This is a genomic window from Halorubrum orientale (assembly GCF_059623105.1).
Window position 1 is genome coordinate 264,095 of sequence record NZ_JBSPSR010000007.1, and the last position, 15,200, is coordinate 279,294.

At 64.4% G+C, this 15,200-nt stretch carries 14 protein-coding genes and 1 tRNA gene; 7 read left to right on the plus strand and 8 right to left on the minus strand.

Annotated features, from left to right (window positions below):
* The first annotated feature begins 39 nt into the window (after positions 1-39).
* Together ACWUI7_RS09760 and ACWUI7_RS09765 are read left to right on the plus strand one after the other, a co-directional pair.
* Complete coding sequence (locus ACWUI7_RS09760; RefSeq protein ID WP_496642024.1) at positions 40-624, plus strand: SRPBCC family protein; 585 nt, start codon at positions 40-42, stop codon at positions 622-624.
* Positions 625-692: 68 nt separating this feature from the next.
* Positions 693-764 (plus strand) — tRNA-Ala (locus tag ACWUI7_RS09765).
* 371 nt (positions 765-1,135) lie between these two features.
* Here the strand turns inward: ACWUI7_RS09765 and ACWUI7_RS09770 are convergent.
* Positions 1,136-1,579: a DUF371 domain-containing protein gene (locus ACWUI7_RS09770; RefSeq protein WP_496642025.1), complete on the minus strand. Its 444-nt coding sequence runs from the start codon at positions 1,577-1,579 to the stop codon at positions 1,136-1,138.
* Between the two features lie 209 nt (positions 1,580-1,788).
* Between ACWUI7_RS09770 and thsA the strand changes: the two genes are divergently transcribed.
* Positions 1,789-3,357 (plus strand): thermosome subunit alpha, encoded by a 1,569-nt coding sequence (thsA, locus tag ACWUI7_RS09775; protein WP_496642026.1) that lies wholly within the window; start codon positions 1,789-1,791, stop codon positions 3,355-3,357.
* A 24-nt stretch (positions 3,358-3,381) separates the two neighbouring features.
* Here the strand turns inward: thsA and ACWUI7_RS09780 are convergent, their stop codons facing one another.
* Positions 3,382-4,569 carry a redox-regulated ATPase YchF gene (locus tag ACWUI7_RS09780; protein WP_496642027.1) on the minus strand — a complete coding sequence of 396 codons (1,188 nt, stop codon included), beginning with the start codon at positions 4,567-4,569 and terminating at the stop codon, positions 3,382-3,384.
* A gap of 506 nt (positions 4,570-5,075) precedes the next feature.
* Positions 5,076-6,185 (minus strand): OBG GTPase family GTP-binding protein, encoded by a 1,110-nt coding sequence (locus tag ACWUI7_RS09785; RefSeq protein ID WP_496642028.1) that lies wholly within the window; start codon positions 6,183-6,185, stop codon positions 5,076-5,078.
* Positions 6,186-6,344: 159 nt separating this feature from the next.
* On the opposite strand from ACWUI7_RS09785, the gene ACWUI7_RS09790 reads away from it, so the two are divergent.
* The gene (locus ACWUI7_RS09790) at positions 6,345-6,545 is read left to right on the plus strand and encodes a VNG_1110C family protein (protein ID WP_496642029.1); all 201 of its coding nucleotides are present in this window, start codon (positions 6,345-6,347) and stop codon (positions 6,543-6,545) included.
* Between the two features lie 56 nt (positions 6,546-6,601).
* On the opposite strand, the gene ACWUI7_RS09795 is transcribed toward ACWUI7_RS09790, so the two are convergent.
* Entirely contained in the window at positions 6,602-7,057 is a 456-nt protein-coding gene (locus tag ACWUI7_RS09795) for a hypothetical protein (RefSeq protein ID WP_496642030.1), read from the minus strand.
* A 207-nt stretch (positions 7,058-7,264) separates the two neighbouring features.
* On the opposite strand from ACWUI7_RS09795, the gene coxB reads away from it, so the two are divergent.
* A complete protein-coding gene (coxB, locus tag ACWUI7_RS09800; RefSeq protein WP_496642031.1) occupies positions 7,265-8,101 on the plus strand; it encodes a cytochrome c oxidase subunit II in 837 nt (278 codons plus the stop codon).
* Positions 8,098-10,596 (plus strand): cbb3-type cytochrome c oxidase subunit I, encoded by a 2,499-nt coding sequence (locus tag ACWUI7_RS09805; protein WP_496642032.1) that lies wholly within the window; start codon positions 8,098-8,100, stop codon positions 10,594-10,596. The genes coxB and ACWUI7_RS09805 overlap by 4 nt, the downstream gene beginning before the upstream one ends.
* 614 nt (positions 10,597-11,210) lie before the next feature.
* Here ACWUI7_RS09805 and ACWUI7_RS09810 read toward each other — a convergent pair.
* From ACWUI7_RS09810 to ACWUI7_RS09820, 3 genes are all read right to left on the minus strand, one after another.
* Positions 11,211-12,482, minus strand: coding sequence for an FAD-dependent oxidoreductase (locus ACWUI7_RS09810; protein WP_496642033.1), 1,272 nt, complete (start codon positions 12,480-12,482; stop codon positions 11,211-11,213).
* A 105-nt stretch (positions 12,483-12,587) separates the two neighbouring features.
* Positions 12,588-13,265 (minus strand): metal-dependent hydrolase, encoded by a 678-nt coding sequence (locus ACWUI7_RS09815; RefSeq protein WP_496642034.1) that lies wholly within the window; start codon positions 13,263-13,265, stop codon positions 12,588-12,590.
* Complete coding sequence (locus ACWUI7_RS09820) at positions 13,265-13,954, minus strand: hypothetical protein (protein ID WP_496642035.1); 690 nt, start codon at positions 13,952-13,954, stop codon at positions 13,265-13,267. Before ACWUI7_RS09820 ends, ACWUI7_RS09815 begins: the two co-directional genes overlap by 1 nt.
* A 108-nt stretch (positions 13,955-14,062) precedes the next feature.
* Between ACWUI7_RS09820 and ACWUI7_RS09825 the strand changes: the two genes are divergently transcribed.
* On the plus strand, positions 14,063-14,767 hold the full coding sequence (locus ACWUI7_RS09825; RefSeq protein ID WP_496642036.1) for a metallophosphoesterase family protein: 705 nt from the start codon (positions 14,063-14,065) through the stop codon (positions 14,765-14,767).
* 62 nt (positions 14,768-14,829) lie between these two features.
* On the opposite strand, the gene ACWUI7_RS09830 is transcribed toward ACWUI7_RS09825, so the two are convergent.
* Positions 14,830-15,147, minus strand: coding sequence for a hypothetical protein (locus ACWUI7_RS09830; RefSeq protein ID WP_496642037.1), 318 nt, complete (start codon positions 15,145-15,147; stop codon positions 14,830-14,832).
* Between the last annotated feature and the right edge of the window lie 53 nt (positions 15,148-15,200).

Genomic DNA, 15,200 nt, shown 5'->3' on the forward strand with positions numbered 1-15,200 from the left:
GCCCGGACCGCTTATTAACTCCCGCCCGAAGGATTCGGTGTGGACGAACTTGTCGTGTGCACCGAGGTGTACGCCGACCCGGAGACGGTGTACGATTTTCTCGTCGACTTCCCCCAGTACGCCCGGTACTCGGCGTACTTAGAGGAGGTCGAGACGCTCACCGGTGACGGTGGTCCCGGAACCCGCTACGCACTCAACTTCTCGTGGTGGAAGCTCACGTACACCGCCCACTCACGCGTGACCGACGTGGAGCCACCGGCCACGATCGACTGGACAATCACGAAGGACATCGATGCTGGGGGTCGATGGCGGGTGACGCCGATGGCGGACGATGGGGGCGACCCCGATACCCGTGAGATAGGGGCTGCAGAAGCCGGTCGGCGTGACGACGACTCGAGTGCAGCCAGCTGTCGGGTCGCCCTCGAGGTGGAGTTCGACCCCAGTTCGGCGAGTCCAGCTGTGCTCGATCTACCGCGGCTCGTCTCCTTCGAGTGGGTGTTGAAGAAGGCGATCCCGCTGATCAAATCCGAGGCCGAGCGGGTCGTCGAGCGGGCAGTCAGAGATCTCGAGGGGTCCTCACGGAGCGTCGAATTGGACGTCTACGTCGACTCGGACCGGTTGTGAGTCGCCCGATCTGCAGGCCGAGTCGAAGCGCTTAATAGATACAGCAGGATACATTTGAATGCAAACGCGGGCTCGTAGATCAGTGGTAGATCACTCCCTTGGCATGGGAGAGGCCCCGGGTTCAAATCCCGGCGAGTCCACTCCTTCGCTCACTTCGTTCGCTCAGTCATTCCCTCGCCGACGTCCCCCTCGCTTCGCTCACGGGACTCCCGGCGAGTCCATCGACGCGACCGAGTTCTACAGGCGGAGCAGACCGAGTGCCTCGGGGTCGTACGGAAATCGGAGATTTCCGTGGTGACGAGACGTTCCGCGTCTCGAACCACTTGACCCCGAGGCGGTTCACACACGATCTGTTGTTACTCAGCGATACGTAGCGCGTGGTTCAGCAACCACTGTGCACGACGGGGAGGCTGTCACCTCTGATGGACACGACTGCCTGTGTCTCACACAACGGCAGTTGGAAAATAACACAGTGAACCGGTGTCGGTCACGTCCCCCTAGACTCGGGACCTCAGTCTCTGACCGACAGCCGCAACTTGACGGGCGCACCGGCGGCGAGCGCCTCAACGAGGTCTCGGTCGAGGTCGGCCGCGGCCGCGTCGGCACCGACGAGGATCGTCCGCGCGTCGTCGGTATAGTCGCTCGTGCGCGCCACCAGCGACCGGTCGTTGAGGAGGTTGAGTCCGGGATCACCGCGCCCCACGATCGTTTCAGTGTGAGTCGCCGACGGGCCCTCCACGGTGATTGTCACCGTGACCGTCGCCTCGGTCGTCGCACACGCGTCCCGAAACGCTGTCGAGAAGTCACGTGGAGCACGGTTAGCTTCGACCGCCAGAATACAATCGCCGGCCGGCGTGAGCCAGTCGTCGGTGGTGACCTCGAACGTGCTCACATGCGTTGCGGACACGTGCTCGTGACCGCGAGCATGCACGACCTCGACGAGCGGATCGGTCATCGATCGAACGCTTCGAGAGAGTCACCCAAATCCTCGTCGGTTCGAGCTAAACTGGACCACGCCGCACTCCTCACTCGACGCCGCTTCGAACACTGTCTTCGACTAAGGGAGCCGGCTGTCGCCTGATGGTCCATCCCACTGCCGTCTGCCGGTCCGCCCGACGCTATAGCGACAGATATATACAGAAGCGCTAGCCTACTGAGCGATGTATGGCATCCCGTACTCACCAACCGTTGTACGTACTCTCTGAGGACAGTGAACGAACTCGCGGCCGGGCCGCCCAAGAGTCGAACGTCGCCGCCGGCAAGGCGGTGGCCGAGGCGGTCCGCACGACCCTCGGACCACGCGGGATGGACAAGATGCTCGTCGACTCGTCGGGGACCGTCGTGATCACGAACGACGGGGCGACCATCCTCGACGAGATGGACATCGACCACCCGGCCGCACAGATGATGGTCGAGGTCGCAGAGACCCAAGAGGAGGCCGTCGGAGACGGCACGACGACAGCCGCAGTCCTCGTCGGTGAGCTGCTCTCGCGCGCCGAAGACCTGCTCGAAGATGAGCTCCATCCGACGGTCGTCGTCGAAGGGTACGCCGAGGCTGCCCGGTTGGCCGCCGAGGCCGTAGACGAGCAGGTAATAGACGGTGACATCGACACCGACCTCCTCGAAGCGGTCGCAGAATCCTCGATGACCGGGAAGGGTACCGGGGACGTCACCGCCCGTGATTTGGCTGAACTCGTCGTCGGGGCGGTCGAGCAGGTTGCGACCGACCACGGCGTCGACGACGACGCGATCCACATTCAGCCCCGAAGCGGCGCGCCATCATCGGCGACGGAGCTCGTCGACGGCGTGGTGTTCGAAGACGACTCCGCACACGATAGCATGCCTCAAAGTGTTGAGGACGCATCCGTTGCCGTCCTCGAGACGAAACTCGAGTTGCGCCAGGGAGACGTCGACGCGGAGTACGCCATTGGATCTGTCGACGAACTCACGGCCGCACTTGAGGCGGAGGAGGCCGAGCTTCGCGGATACGCCGACACCCTCTCGGCGGCCGGTGTCGACGTGCTGGTCTGTCGAAAGGCGATCGACGACCGCGTCGCCGGGCACCTCGCCGACGCCGGCATCCTAGCGTTCGAGAGCGTGAGCTCGAGCGATGCCGACGACGTGGCCCGCGTCACCGGTGCCTCTCGACTCGGGACGCTCGATGGACTCTCCGCCGACGACCTCGGTCACGCGGAGACGGTGACGGTTGAATCTGCCGGTGACGACGACGACATGGTCTCCGTTCGCGGGGGCGACGCCTCGGAGGCGGTCACTCTCCTGGTGCGCGGCTCGACCGAACACGTCGTCGACGAACTTGAGCGCGCCGTCAACGACGCCGCCGACGTGGTGATTGCGGCGCGTGAGAGCGGGGTTGTCCCCGGTGCTGGTGCCACCGAAATCGCGATCAGCACACACCTGCGTGCCGCCGCAGCGTCTGTCGAAGGGCGAGCACAACTCGCTATCGAGGCGTTCGCCGACGCGGTCGACGCGCTCCCGCGAACGTTGGCGGAGAACACTGGTGCCGATCCGATCGACACGCTCGTCGACCTGCGGGCGACACACGACAGCGAAGGGCGTGCCGGGATCCTTGCCGAGGGTCGAACGGCGACCGTCGGTGACCCGCTTGAGGCCGGCATCGTCGACCCCGCGGCGGTGAAACACGAGGCGGTCGAGTCCGCCACCGAGGCGGCAACGATGGTCCTCCGCATCGACGACGTCATCTCAGCCGAGTAGCGCGACCGCTTCAGTGCTGCCGGCTTACGGACCAGCCGTCGAGACGACCTTTACTACGTCGCCCTCTGAGAGCTCGTGGTCCTCGCCAATCCGGCGGCTCGACCGGGCGTCGACCGCGTGAAGGTACCCGTCGCCGATATCTGTGTGCACCGCGTATGCGAGGTCACGTGGCGTCGAGCCCGCCGGTAACAAGAATGCGTCCGGGAGCATCGTCCCGGACCCATCCGTCCACCGGCTCGCATCTTGGACGGGGTAGACGGTGATCTGTTCGAGCCGGTCGTAGACGGCTGTGTTCAACGCTTTTTGCACGCCCGTCCCGCCGAGCTGAGCCATTATCTCGCGGATCGCATCGAGCCCCGCGCGCTGAGCGCCGGAGACGTCACCGACGACGTCGAAGTCGTCGTCACCGGGATTGTAGACCACGACGCCCGCGTCGGCGGCTCGACGAAGCGCGAGCTCCCTGTCCGCGGTCGATGGCACGACCGGCTTGTCGGTACCCGCACGGAGTCGGTCGAGAGTTGCCTCGGACGCGGCGTCGGCCTTGTTCGCGACCACGACCATCGGTTTCGTTCTGGTACGAATCGCCCGTGCGAGGCGGTCGCGGTCTCCCTCCGTCCACCGCTTTGGATCGTCGGGGTACTCGAGGTCACGCAACACGGCCGCGACGTCGGGCTCGGTGGCACCGACACCGGTCAACATCGCCGTGAGCGCGTCCTCGAGGTCGAACTCGGGCGAGCGCGACTTGCGTTCGACGCTCTCCCAGTTGTCGTCGACGAGTCCCGCGAGCCAGGCGTCGAGTTCCTCGTCGACGAAATCGACGTCTGCAACCGGATCTCGGCTCCCGGGCTCGATCGGCTCTCCTTCGGCGTTTGTCCCGCCGGAGGCGTCGACGACCTGCAACACCACGTCCGCGGCGGTCAATTCGTCGAGGAACTGGTTGCCAAGCCCGCGTCCCTCGTGGGCGCCGGGGACGAGCCCGGCGACGTCGAGAAGCTCAACCGGGACGTACCGGATGCCGTCGTGACAGCGGTCGTTGCCACACCGTTGGTCACGGTCGAGACAGGGGCAGCGTGTACGGACGGCTGCTACGCCGCGGTTCGCGTCGATAGTGGTGAATGGGTAGTTGGCGACGTCGACGTCGGCCATCGTCGCAGCGGTGTAGAACGTCGACTTGCCGGCGTTTGGCTTGCCGGCCAGCGCGACCGTGATCATGTCCGAGTGAGGCGACGGCTCGAAAAGCGCCTTTCGGTCGACCCGCCAGTAGGCCGGGCCCCAGCTGCGTGATTCACACCCGCTGGCGCGCTCCGACGAGCGCCCAGCGGGCGCGAGCCGAGCGCGAGGGCGTCGCGAACGCAGTGAGCGACGCGGCTGGGGAGGTGCCGAGCGCGACCACTGGGAGCGCTCGGCCGGCGAACGGCTCCGCCGTGAGCCGCGAGGTGCGGTGTGGTTGCGGGGCGGTTGTGGGGCGGCGGGGCGGTTGCCGGGCGGTTGCGGGGCGGCCACACTGCGCCCGGCGACTCGTCTCCGACACGAGAATCTCGAGCAGCAGAACGAAGCGGCATCGGGCACTCCGAGAAACGTGATACCGAGTCGAGCCACACACAGCAGACCCACTTCTCCCCTCTCGACGGTCTCAGATCTCACGCTGTCTCCTGTGTGGTCTCAGATCTCACGATCTCCTGCGTAGTTTCAGACCCTACGCCGTCCCGCGTACAGTCTTACTTCCGAGCGACGACGCGGAGGACATCTTCGTCTTCGAGCTCGTGGCCCTTCCCGACCTGCTGTTCGTCGTGCTTCGCGCTCGGCCCGGACACTCGTGCGAACTTGAACCGCTCGTCAAGCTCGCCACCGAGCTTCTCGCAGGCGTCACCGACGGTGGATCCCGCGAACAACACCAGCGGCTCCTCGTAGTCGACCCCGCGACCCGGCTTGTCCATATAAATACGAATGAGCCCAAGCTCCGACCATAGGCGTTCTTTGAGTCCGTCGATCCCGCGCTCCTCCTCGGCGGAGATGAACACGACCGCTTCGGGATCGAGGTCGCGCTCGCGGAGTGCTTCGTTCACCGTCGGGAGGTACTCGCGGTCGATCAGGTCGGCTTTGTTCACCGTCACCATCGACGGCAGATACACCCGATTGTCCATGACGGCGTCGACCAACTCGTCGATTGTGAGGTCGTGTGGAATCGTGACTTGGGCGTTGACGTAGCCGTATTCGCGTAACACCTGTGTCACGGTTGCCTCGTCGAGCGTCACGCCGTCGCCGGTCGTGACCTGAATCCCGTCTTTGTGCGTCTTGCGGATCGTGACGGTCGGCGGATCCGTATCGAGCCGGATGTTCGTCGCGTACAGCTCTTCACGGAGTCGATCGTACTGTTCGATCTCGAACACCGAGAGCACGAAGACGACGAGGTCTGCGGTGCGGACGACAGAGAGCACCTCTTTGCCACCGCCGCGCCCGCCAGCTGCCCCCTCGATCAGCCCTGGTACGTCGAGCATCTGGATGTTGGCACCGCGGTACTGCAACATTCCTGGGTTGACGTTGAGCGTCGTGAACTCGTACGAGCCAACCTCGCTGTCGGCGTTGGTGAGCGCGTTGATGAGCGTCGACTTGCCCACGCTCGGGAAGCCAACGAGTGCGACCGTGGCGTCACCGTGTTTCTCGACGGCGTAGCCGTGGCCGCCGCCGGCCGAGGACTGGTTCTCCAGTTTCTCTTTTTTTTCCGCGAGCTTCGCCTTCAGCCGTCCGACGTGCGCCTCGGTCGCCTTGTTGTAAGGCGTGTTGGCGATCTCCTCGCGGAGGTCCTCGATCTCCTCTTCCAGTCCCATCGTGTCTCACTCGGCCGGTGGAGTCGTTAAAAGTGTCCTTCCGCATCCGCGGACCCCAGAAGTCACCGGACGACCGACAGCCGTGGCCCCGCCTCACGAGTTGTTAGAATGATACTTCGACACGGTTATCCGGTGGTCGGCCGTCGGTCGGAGTGACGAATGCCAGACGCCGCGACGTTCCGCGACAGTACGCAGATCCTCGTCCCCGCTCACGCACTCGACGGGCTCCGCGACGCACTCGAAGCGCGGTGTACCGTGACGATCGTCGAAGACGGCTCGCAGCGTCGGATCGTCGGAAGTCCGACGGAGATCAAAACCGCGAGCGCGTTCTTGACTCGACACGGCGTCTCGGTGGCATAAAAATCGCCCCAATGGCCGGTCGCCCACTGTGTCACCAAGTGAGCGACTGACCGACCTCAGCCGATAACGCCGACGATGAGTTGCCCGACCACAAGCACGAGGAACGCCAATCCGGCGGCGAATGACCCGGCAGCAATACCATGGGCGTTTCCAAGTCCGCGGCCACGGGCACCGAAATACGCCCCAGTGAAGACGAACCCGACGAGAAGCAGTCCGACCATCGCGTAGACGATGGCAAAAAGCGACCCCGAGAGTCCCTCAACGAGGTCGAAGTTGCCGACTGCGAGCACCGCGAGCCCGCCAACGCCTAACGCGAGCACGATGAACGCAACCGACCAGACGGCGGGCGTGCGGGCAAGGTCGCGGAGCGCGTGCGTCACGGCGGTGTAGCGGTCCACGGTGTCGTCCGTGCCCGGCGCGGTGCGCTTGCTGCCAATCCGCGCGACGGCGGCGAACGTCCCGACGACGAGCAGCCCCATCAACACGGTACTCAAGAGGGTGAGCGAAACCATGGTGCTTGTAGTACTATTCAGTTCGCCCGTATGTACAAATAGCCTTCGTGTACGCGGCCGTCGACGGCACGGTGGCGACCCCACGAGTGGGTTCACGATCGACTTTTTGACGGTGATTTTCGGTACATGTCCGGGTCACCGAACGGTGGAGTACAAAAGAGCTAAGTGCGCTTTCACCATCTGACAAAGCAGAGCTGAGAGACGAACATGATAGACCCAATCACCCTACAACAAGGGACCGACTGGCAGGCGCAAGCGGAGGTGTTCGAAGAGATCTTCTTCGTCTTCCTCTCGCTCGGCACCCTCGTCGGCATCGTCGTGGTCTCGTATACGCTGTGGAACGTCTACAAGTACCGCGACGACGGCAGCGAACCCGACGAGGAGTTCGACGCGCCGGTCGTCGGCGAACTTCCGACCGGACAGGGCGGGCCGAAAGCGAAGAAGCTCTTCCTCTCGTTCGGGCTGAGCGCGGTCGTCGTGATCAGTCTCGTGGTGTACGCCTACGGTCTTCTCCTCTACGTCGAGGACGGACCCGACACCGGTGCAGAAGGCGACATCGAGATCACGGTCGAAGGGTACCAGTTCGGCTGGGAGTACATCTACCCCAACGGACACAGCGAAATGACTGAACTCGTCGTCCCGGCCGACCAGCGGATCGACCTGACGGTGACCTCACGAGACGTGTGGCACAACTTCGGCTCCTCAGAGTTACGCATAAAATCGGATGCCATCCCGGGCGAGGAGAGCGAGACATGGTTCTCCGTCAGCTCAGAAGAGGTCGAAGCCCAAGGCGGTGAGGCGACGTACATGGTCGAGTGCTTCGAGCTTTGTGGCTCCGGTCACTCGGCGATGAAAGGACAGATCACCGTCCTCCCGCAAGACGAGTGGGAAGAGTGGTACGCGAATACGGGCGGTGACGCCGCAAGCGAGAACAGTTCGAGCGTCGAAGCGACGACGCTCGACGGCGCCGAGAGCGCGTCAGTGAGCGCCGACCGCGTGGCCCTCGCTGGTGACCGTGCGACCATCGGAGGTGTCCCCGCGTGAGCGAACTGCCGCCAACCACTTCCGTCCGCCGGTGGCTCGTCACAACGAATCACAAGGACATCGGGATCCTTTATTTGATCACGTCGCTGTTCTTCCTGCTGTTTGGCGGCGTGATGGCGCTGCTCATCCGCCTGCAGCTGTGGGACCCGGCAAACCACATCCTCTCGGGGCTCGCGTACAACGAGGCCGTCACCGCTCACGGATTGATCATGGTGTTCTGGTTCCTCTCACCGTTCGCGTTCGCGTTCGCGAACTACTTCGTGCCGCTACAGATCGGCGCCGACGACCTTGCGTTTCCGCGGCTCAACGCGCTTTCGTACTGGATGTACCTCTTCTCGGGCGTGCTGCTCGGGTTCAGCTTCTTCCAAGGTGGAACGCTGAGCGCGGGGTGGACGATGTACGCGCCGCTCAACGTGCCGATGTACACGCCGACGATCGGATCGACAGGTGCGATTTTGGCGCTGTTCATGTTCGTCGTCGGCGTTACTGCCTCAACGGTAAACTTCCTCACGTCGATCCACCACTCGCGTGCCGAAGGGATGGGCATCATGGACATGCCGATGTTCACCTGGTCTATCCTCGCGACCGTCTGGATGATGTTGTTCGCGTTCGCTGCACTGCTCGCGGCGATGATGATTCTCGGCGCTGACCGCGTCCTCGGGAGCGTGTACTTTTCGGCAACCGAGGGCGGCTCGCTGCTGTGGGGTCACCTCTGGTGGTTCTTCGGCCACCCTGAGGTATACATCGTCTTCTTCCCCGCGCTTGGAGTGATGCTTGAGCTCTTTCAGACGTTCTCCGGACGTCGACTCGTCGGCCGGAAGTGGGTTATCATCGCGATCTGTTTGATCGCCGTTCAGTCGTTCCTCGTGTGGATGCACCACATGTTCTTGACGACGATCAATCTCGAAATCAAGACGCTGATGATGGCGACGACAATCGGCATCTCGCTCCCGTTCGACCTGCTGGTGTTCGCGCTCATCTACACGCTAATGAAAGGCCGTATCCAGTTTACCACGCCGTTCCTCTTCGCGTTCGGCGCGCTGTTGTTATTCATCCTCGGTGGCATCACGGGTGTCTTCCTCGGCGCCATCGTGCTTGACTACGAGTTCCGTGGCACCTACTGGGTTGTCGCTCACTTCCACTACGTGATGTTCGGCGGGGCGACGGCGCTCGTCGGCGGGGTCTACTACTGGTTCCCGAAGATGACGGGGAAGATGTACGACGAGTTCCTCGGGAAGGTGCACTTCGTGACGTTCTTCCTCGGCTTCAACGCGGTGTACTTCTCGATGTTCCTCGCGTGGGAGACGCCGCGACGCGTCTTCGAGTACAACCCGGCTTTCCAGCCGATTCACCAGGCGGGGACCATTGGGGCGTTCGTGCTCGGTGGCTCCTTTTTCATCATGTTCTACAACCTCGCCAAGTCGTACGTTTCGGGCGAGGACGCAGGTGAGAACCCGTGGGACTACTCGCGAACGGCTGAGTGGGCAGTGCCGTCGCCGCCGCCGCTTGAGAACTGGCCAAACCGGCCCTCGTACGCGTCTGGCAAGCTCGAGTTCGTGAAAGACTACGTGCCGGACGGTGGACCGGCCGTGCGAGCCGACGAGAACGGCAACGCCGTCACCGACGGCGGTGACTCACACTCGAACCACATCCGCGCGTACCCACACTGGGACAAACACCCGAGCCACGCGAGCATCTGGCCATTTGCGCTCTCGCTGGCGACAGGTATCTTCCTGTTTGGCCTCTCCGGCTTCCGCGAGACGGTCACGTTCACGCTCGGGGAGTCGCTGGCTGCGACCGGGCTCACGGTGACGAACCCGATGTACCCGGTGTTTGCCGTCCTCGGCCTGCTTGCGCTCGTGTACACCGGCGTGAAGTGGGGCCTCGAGGACTTCTATGCGCCGCCGACGGAGTTCGCCGAGCGCTGGCCGTTCAACGGCGTCGAGAAGGTCAAACTCGGGATGTGGTTCTTCCTCGCGTCTGACGTGATCGTCTTCGGGGCGTTCATCTCGGCTGCGGTGTTCATCCGGTTCAACGCCGGGTGGCGAACCTGGCAGCCGCTGACGGAGTCGCTGCCCGGACTGATCAACACGTTCGTGCTACTCACGTCGTCGTTCACGGTTATCTTGGCGCTCGTGGCCGCCCACCGCGGGAGCCGGAAGGGCGTGCTGGCGACGCTCGGGACGACGATCGTGCTCGGCTGTACGTTCCTCGCGATCAAGCTGTGGGAGTGGCACCACGAGATCTTCCACCGCGGTGTAACAATTTCGGCGAATGCACACGGTGACCCGATCCAGGCGTCGATCTACTACGTCACGACCGGCCTTCACGGCATCCACGTCGTCGGTGGGCTGCTCATCGCCGGGTTCCTGTTCTACCGGGCGTACCAGGGGGCGTACCTCGACGACAACCGGCCGATCGAGTACTTCGGCCTCTACTGGCACTTCGTGGACATCGTCTGGGTGTTCCTCTTCCCGCTGTTTTACCTCTTCTGAGGAGACGCGGCCTTTATATTGTGCTTGTGTTCGAATCGTCGGTGCGTTGGTGATCCGTGTGCAACCGTCGGCGTGCAGTGTTCTCGAACCAAATACACAGCTGTCCACTCCGGCTCAAGCCGCTGCGGGCACGGCACCCAGTCGAGTGTTCACGAAACGTTCGTACACATTTCCATCCCACCTCTTGCGGTGGCGCGCGCCTCGCAAGGCCGCCGAAGGCGGGCTTGCGAGCGCGTGCGAGGGATGAACGAGTCGCCCGTGGGCGACGAGTGAATCGGTTGGGGAGGCTGTGGGAGAAAGGAGTGTCCGAGAGTCACACGGTCGTCGGAGTCACACAGTCACCGATACAATCGTACGGAAGCGGTTGGGGAGGGTGTGGCTGGAATGGGTGTCCGTGTGTCGCGGAATCGTGTTCGTTACAGGGCCGCCATCACACACACATATTGGGGAGGGTATGGCGGAACGGAGTATCCGGGAGTCACGCGGTTGTCGGAGTCACACTACATCCGATACTATACGAGAACGCTTCGACGACAAGAACCAACCGTAGTCGAAACGAGACACCCCTATTCGCTGAGGGCGGGCTCGCCGTGCCCCTCGGTTATCAACCGGGATCAATCGTCGCTTTCGGCAGTCCCGGCGGACTCTGCTCCCGCTGCACCCGCACTGGCATCAACGACGTCCGCATCGGTTGGACCCTGGCCGTCGTACGCGGCGACAGCCGCGTCAAGCCGCTGTGGGTCGTCTGCGGCGGGGAGTTGCTCCTCGGCGGTGCGACATGCGGCATCAACACCAAGCCGCTCACACACGAGGTCGGCGGTCGACTCGGCCATCATTCGGTAGGTGGTCAGCTTCCCTCCAACGACACTGACGGCATTCTCAACGCCGTCTGCAGCGTGGTCTAACCGGAAGAACCCGCGTGAAATCCCGCGGCCGCCGCGTTCGTTCTCGTCCGGGGCGTACAGCGGACGAACTCCCCACCACTCGCGGACGACCGGCGCGTCGGCGACCGGCGGGAGCATTGCCGCACACTCGTCGATCGAGGTCTCAACCTCCCAGCGCGCTTGCTCGTAGTCATCGGGATCGTTCACCGGTACGCTTGTCGTCCCGACGACCGCCTCCTCGCCGTGCGGGACGACAATGTCGCCGTCGTCTGGATCCCGGCATCGGTTCAACACCGGCCCGAGGTCGTCGTACGCGAGCGAAACCATCACTCCGCGGGTCGGCTGCATGTCAACCTCGAGTCCGGCCATCGCTGCGACCTCGCCGGCCCACGCGCCGGCCGCGTTGACCACGTACGCCGGGTGAATCGTGTCGTCGACGCTCCCGCCGACGCGAACCGCGGTGATCGACCCGTCTTCGACGGTCACCGACTCAACCGGTGCGTCTGGGTGGACGGTCGCACCGTGTGCCTCGGCATCTAGTGCGTTGGCCGCGACCAGCCGTGACGGAAACACGGCACCGTCCGGCACTCGGAACACGCGTTCGACGTCATCGCTGAGCCCGGGGACGAGTTCGCGGGCCTCGTCAGGTGAGAGCGTTTCAGTCGGGATTCCGACCGACTCACACGCTTCGCGTTTCTCCTCGAAGTAGTCTGTGTCGTCGCCAGCGAGGCTTACGAAGAGACCGCTGGTCTCTTCGAGACACGCCCCGGCGATATCGCGCAGGATCGCACTTTCTTCGATACACTCGGTTGCGCCCGCTGGGTCGCTCTCTGCGTACCGAGCACCGCTGTGCAAGAGTCCGTGTGACCGACCGGAGGTACCACTCGAGAGCCCGTCGCGCTCAACGAGTGTGACATCTAGTCCGCGCATCGCAAGATCACGGGCGGTTCCGGTGCCAGTTGCCCCGCCGCCGATCACGAGTACATCGGGTTCCGTGGGCATATGAGAGGTTGGCCATACTCCGTCAAGTATCTGTCCGTTATCGTCATCATTGCGCGTGCCTGCGCGCCCGCGAGTTCGAGCGAACTTGGGTGCACCGAACCACTGCTACGCGTCGGCCGGCGGCGCCGATTGAAGCTGTCGCGCGACGATAGTGAAGAGCCCGAGTCCGAGTAGGTATAGCCGCCAACCGCGTCCAGCAACCGGGAATCGCCGGTCGATCACTTCGGCCTCGGCGAGGGCCGTCGGGTCGTCTGGCTCGACCGGGTTGTTCACGTGGACGGACGCTCGCGTCCCCGTCACGTCCGTCCCGACCCGCGTCTGCCCAGTCGCCGGGTTGACACGGACGTCCACGAACGTCTGGACGAATCCGTCTGCGAGCGACCACGTCAGCTCACCCTCGAGGGTGGTGAACGCGTCGCGGAGTGGCCAGAACAGGTTCACTCCTTCGAGGTGCGTCCAGTCGAGCGCGACGTGGGCAGTGAGGTGCACGACGAGCGCGACCCCCGCCACGCCGATCCAGCGATCGGCGATACGCGCACGGAGCCAAGAGTGCTCGCGTTGCTGGGTGTCGTAGTAGAGGAGGAGCCCTGCAGCCACCGGCAACACCACCGTGTGCCCGACCGTCCGGTGAGCGCCTGGATAGACCGGCCCGAGGAGCGCGTCTGCCTCCGGTAGCACCACGACGAGAAGGATGGCTCCCAGCGCTCGCCGGTCCGCGGCGTCACCGAGCAGTCCGGCGGCGACGACGAGTGCGAACCCGGCGTGGACGAGCGTGGAAACCACTACCGACCCCTCGTGTTCGTCTCCGTCGGCTCCGCTGGCTCCGACGTCTCTTCGGTCGCCCGTGTCAGCGCGACGTCTCGGTGTCCACCGCCGACTCCCGCAAGCCGGAGTGAGAGCGTGAGCGCTCCGGTGGCAACGACCACAGCCTGCCACCCCGTTTCGACGAGTGCGACCGCACCGGGACGCCAATCCGTAGTACCGGAGACGCCCCCAGTACTCGCGAGCGGCAGGATTCCGGGCGTGTCACCCCCAGTCGACAGTGTCTGCACCACACCCTCCTGTGTGGAGTACAGCAACAGCCCGTCGACGGTGTACCGGACGGACTCGAGCGGGCAGAGGAGGGGGACGCCCGGCTCGTTGAACAGATCCGGAGCGATGCCGGCGACGGACACGCTCGCGAGGGCGACCCACGCGACACGCACACCTCGCCATCCGTAGCGCGCCCGTAGCACCGACCGATCGCGCCACCGCGTGTCGACGAGCAGCACGAGGGTGCCGAAGAGTGGGAGCCAGGCGGACTGCAACGCCGCGGTCGAAGTCCACCCGAGTGCGACACTGACGGCCGACCCGAGGGCAGGCACTACTGCCGCGCCAACGACGAGTGCGACCGTTCGCCGATCGAACGCTCGTCCGAGCAGTGCAGCCGCGAGCAACCCGCCGAGGGCGGCATTCACGAGCGTTGGAACCATGCGAGCACCTACACACACGCCCTGATAAGCGCGTCGTCGAGTCGCGGAGCCGAACCGTTCGGAGGCCCTCACCGAAGATATTCCCCAGTCGGGGTTGAACAAGAGACGATGCGAATCGGACTGGTGTCGGACGTCCACGCGAATCTTCCTGCACTGGAGGCCGTGCTCGACGATATGCCGGCAGTAGACGAAGTCGTGTGCGTCGGCGACGTGGTGGGATACAACCCGTGGCCGGCGGCGTGCGTTGAGCGAATCCGGTCGGCCGCCGCCGCGACCGTCCGCGGCAACCACGATCGGACGGTCGAGACGCCGGAGCGGTATCGAGCCAACCGGATGGCCGAAGCGGGACTTGAACACGCCAAACGCGAACTCTCGGCCGACCAGTTGGCGTGGCTCCAGTCGTTGCCGCGAGCGACCCGGTTCGGCGGCGGCGACTTCCTGCTCGTCCACTCACACCCGGACCCGGCCCACGAGGACGCGTACGTGTATCCGAGCGAGTTCGAGACGCTTGCGCCCGCGATCGAGGCTGTCGAAGCGACCGACGACGGCGACGGTGGCCCCCTCGCAGGCCTCGTACTCGGCCACACGCACGTCCAAGGAGCCCGGTGGGTCGGCGACCGACTGGTTGTCAATCCAGGAAGCGTCGGTCAGCCCCGCGACGGCGACCCGGACGCCGCGTACACGATCCTTGAGACGAGTGAGCCTACGGTCGACCTCCGACGGGTCTCGTACGACGTCGATCGGGTGATCGAGGCCGTCGAGCGTGCCGGGCTTCCGTCGCGGACCGGCGAGCGTCTCACCCGTGGTGAGTGAGTCACATCCGCGGAGCGAGTCACATCCGCCGGGCGAGCCTCACACGATACACTCGTCGCCGGTCAGGGCCACAGCCCTGCGACGAGCAGGAGGTTACGGCCAGCAGCGAACAGCGAGATGATGCCAACGCCTCCACACATCACCATTGCAACCAGTCGGCGGCTACCGCCGGCGAGCGCTACTGGCACCCCAATCACGGCCATCCCGACCAGCTTGGTGAGTACCATCCCACGGAGTGGACCGAGCAGCGTGATGAGCGCCCGCCCGACGGGTGACCCCTCCACGAACTCGCCGGTCGAGATCGCGAGGTACGTCGACCAGATGTCGGCGACGGTGCCGACGAGGAGGAGCGTGACTGCTGCGACGAGACGACGTGACACGTCCCTCCGAACGGGGTGGGTGTGTATAAACGGTATCCACACGTGCCCGCGGC

Excerpts from the sequence above, each read along its gene's own strand:
- ACWUI7_RS09770 (WP_496642025.1), bottom strand. The coding sequence starts at position 1,579 with ATGACCGATCCGCTCGTCGAGGTCGTGCATGCTCGCGGTCACGAGCAC.
- thsA (WP_496642026.1), top strand. The coding sequence starts at position 1,789 with ATGGCATCCCGTACTCACCAACCGTTGTACGTACTCTCTGAGGACAGT.
- ACWUI7_RS09780 (WP_496642027.1), bottom strand. The coding sequence starts at position 4,569 with ATGATCACGGTCGCGCTGGCCGGCAAGCCAAACGCCGGCAAGTCGACG.
- ACWUI7_RS09785 (WP_496642028.1), bottom strand. The coding sequence starts at position 6,185 with ATGGGACTGGAAGAGGAGATCGAGGACCTCCGCGAGGAGATCGCCAAC.
- ACWUI7_RS09790 (WP_496642029.1), top strand. The coding sequence starts at position 6,345 with ATGCCAGACGCCGCGACGTTCCGCGACAGTACGCAGATCCTCGTCCCC.
- ACWUI7_RS09795 (WP_496642030.1), bottom strand. The coding sequence starts at position 7,057 with ATGGTTTCGCTCACCCTCTTGAGTACCGTGTTGATGGGGCTGCTCGTC.
- coxB (WP_496642031.1), top strand. The coding sequence starts at position 7,265 with ATGATAGACCCAATCACCCTACAACAAGGGACCGACTGGCAGGCGCAA.
- ACWUI7_RS09810 (WP_496642033.1), bottom strand. The coding sequence starts at position 12,482 with ATGCCCACGGAACCCGATGTACTCGTGATCGGCGGCGGGGCAACTGGC.
- ACWUI7_RS09820 (WP_496642035.1), bottom strand. The coding sequence starts at position 13,954 with ATGGTTCCAACGCTCGTGAATGCCGCCCTCGGCGGGTTGCTCGCGGCT.
- ACWUI7_RS09825 (WP_496642036.1), top strand. The coding sequence starts at position 14,063 with ATGCGAATCGGACTGGTGTCGGACGTCCACGCGAATCTTCCTGCACTG.